General features: G+C 72.9%; 2 protein-coding genes. One reads left to right on the top strand and one right to left on the bottom strand.

The window, feature by feature from the left end; translation table 11 throughout:
- The coding region (locus CIK81_RS18290) for a DUF6541 family protein (protein ID WP_346218066.1) at positions 1-1102 on the top strand (1102 nt) is incomplete at its 5' end.
- A 151-nt stretch (positions 1103-1253) separates the two neighbouring features.
- Here CIK81_RS18290 and CIK81_RS17795 read toward each other — a convergent pair.
- Positions 1254-2443 (bottom strand): glycosyltransferase (locus CIK81_RS17795; RefSeq protein ID WP_114355985.1); only part of this gene is annotated, 1190 nt, incomplete at its 5' end.

The raw sequence follows: 2443 nt of genomic DNA, 5'->3' as shown, positions 1-2443 counted from the left end.
GACGGCGGCCGCCCTGTTCGCTGTGGGGCTCGCCGGCGCCGGGCTGGGACTGCTGCACCCCAACGTGGCCGTGACCGCGCTGATCCTGCTCGCCGTGCTCACCGCCGTCACCGGCGCGCCGTCATGGCGCGCCCGCCCGCTGCTGGTCGTCGCTCCCGTGCTCGCCCTGCTGCCGGTCGTGCTGCTCACCTTCACACCTCTGGGCTCCCAGGTCACCGGCTTCAGCGGCGGGCTGGTGATCGAGTGGTGGCGGGCGCTCGGCGAGATCGGTCTGGGGCTGCTCACCGTCTGGCCGATGGCTCTCGGCGTGGTGATCGCGGCGCTGTGGTGGCCGGGCCTGGTCACCGCGTTCCGGCGCCCTGCGGTGCGCTGGGTCGCCGTCGCCTGGGTGGTGGTCGCGGTGATCTACCTCGACGCGGCGCTCGATTCCCCCCTGGGCCTCTCCGCCATCTACTACCGCGGCCAGGACCGGGTCGCGATGCCGCTGGCGATGCTCTCGTGCGTGCTCGTGGTGCCGGGACTGCAGGCCTGGACGCGCCTGTTCGGACCGCAGCGGGCCGACGGTCGCCGGCCCCGCCCCTCCACGCCGATCGTGGTCGTGCTGGTGGCGGGGGCGCTCATCGCGTCCCTCGCGTCGATCCCCACCCGCTCGGACAACGCCGCGAAGAACTTCGCCCTGGACTATCCCGGGCGCGGCCGCTTCCTGCAGGCCGACGAGCTGGCCCTCTTCCAGGAGTACGTGCCGCAGATGGACCACGGGGGAACGGTGCTGGCGAGCCCGTTCTCCGGTGCCGCTCACCTCTATGCGATGTACGGGCAGGACGTGCGCCTGCCGGTCGCCGGGATGGCGTACACGGACCTCGACCGCGAGCTGCTCTACGCGACGAAGGACGCTGCGACGAACCCGGCGTCGTGCCGGACCCTCCAGGAGAACGGGATCCGCTACGTCTACCAGGAGCGCCTGCCCTACAGCGTCCATTCGACCTCCGACGCGGTGAACCTCGCCGGGCGGGATCTCGGCGTCGTCCTGTTCGAGACGGAGCACTCGCGCATGATCGAGATCGACTGCGATCCCGGCGACGGCGGGGACGCCTCGTCCTGATCCCGGACGTCGGGGTTCGCGCGTCAGCAGGCACCGAGTCTCGGCGCGTGCCGATGCCATCGTGGCCGGTGCCGGCGTATGCAGTCGTCAGGGCGTTCAGCCGCTAGGGCGTTCAGCCGCCAGGGGGTTCAGCCGTCAGGGCGTGCGGGCGTCAGGGCGTGCGGGCGTCCTGGATGCTCGCGAGCACCTGCTCGGCGGCGTGCGTCGCGCAGCCGGCCAGGGAGGCGTTCTCCATCGTCCAGCGGCGCACGTCCTGCGCCGCCGGAGCGTCCTCACCGCGCAGCGCACGGTCCATGGCGTCGGCGACCTGCTCGGCGTCGTGGTCGCAGGCCCAGCCGAGTCCGTGGTCGCGGATGCGGTCGTGGGCTGCACCCTCCCCGGCATGGATCACCGGCGTTCCGGTCGAGGTGGCCGCGTAGATCTTGGTGGGCAGAGCGAACTCGTAGCCCTGCCCCGGGGTGATCGAGGACAGACCCGCGACGGCGCCCCGCAGATGCGCGGCGACGTCGGCCGGCGGGATCTTGTCGCGGAACTCGATGCCCTCGATTCCCTCCTCGCGCACTCGGGCCTCGAGCGCATCGCGGCCCGACCCCCCGGAGAAGAACAGCAGGCGCGCCTCGGGGTGCGCGGCGCGAGCCCGTGCGAAGGCCTCGACGAACACGCCGGCGCCCTGCCATTCGGAGACCGTCCCGGCGTACACGAAGTAGGGTCCCTGCTCCCCGCCGGTCGCGCCCTTCTCGCTGAAGGTGTCGGTGTCGATGCCGTTGCCGACCATCGCCAGGCTCGGCCGCGGACCGATCAGCTCCTCGAGCCGGTGCTGGACCCCCGGGGAGATCGTGAGCACACGGGCGGCGCGCTTCCACACGGTCGTCTCCGCCCAGCGCACGGCGGCCCGGACGAACGTCGGCACCCCGTCGACGCTCTCGGTCGCATCGGACCAGATGTCGGCCGCGTAGAACGTGTACGGCACCCGTCGGATCGCTGCGGCGACCATTCCCACCATCCCGGTGGTGGGTGGGGGCTCGAGGACCAGTGCGTCCATCGGGCGCTGCAGCAGCAGTCGCAGCGCGAGCGGCAGGTCGAAGCTCAGGTAGGAGACGTAGCCGCGCACCTGCCCCTGGTGGTCGCGCTTGACGGGCCAGCGGGACACCCTGCGCGTTCGCGAACGGGCGTTCCCGGCGCCGGGAGCGGTCGTGGTCAGCACGGTGACCTCGGCGCCCGCCCGCTCCAGGGCGAGCACGAGGGCCTCCTGCCGGAACGCGGCAGCGACCGGCTCCGGGGTGTAGACGCGGGTGGCGACGACGACGTGGGGCGGGCGACCGCGGCCGGGCCGGCGCGGCG

This window comes from Brachybacterium sp. JB7 (assembly GCF_003335205.1).
Lineage (GTDB): Bacteria > Actinomycetota > Actinomycetes > Actinomycetales > Dermabacteraceae > Brachybacterium > Brachybacterium alimentarium.
This window is presented reverse-complemented; position numbering and strand designations above follow the sequence as displayed.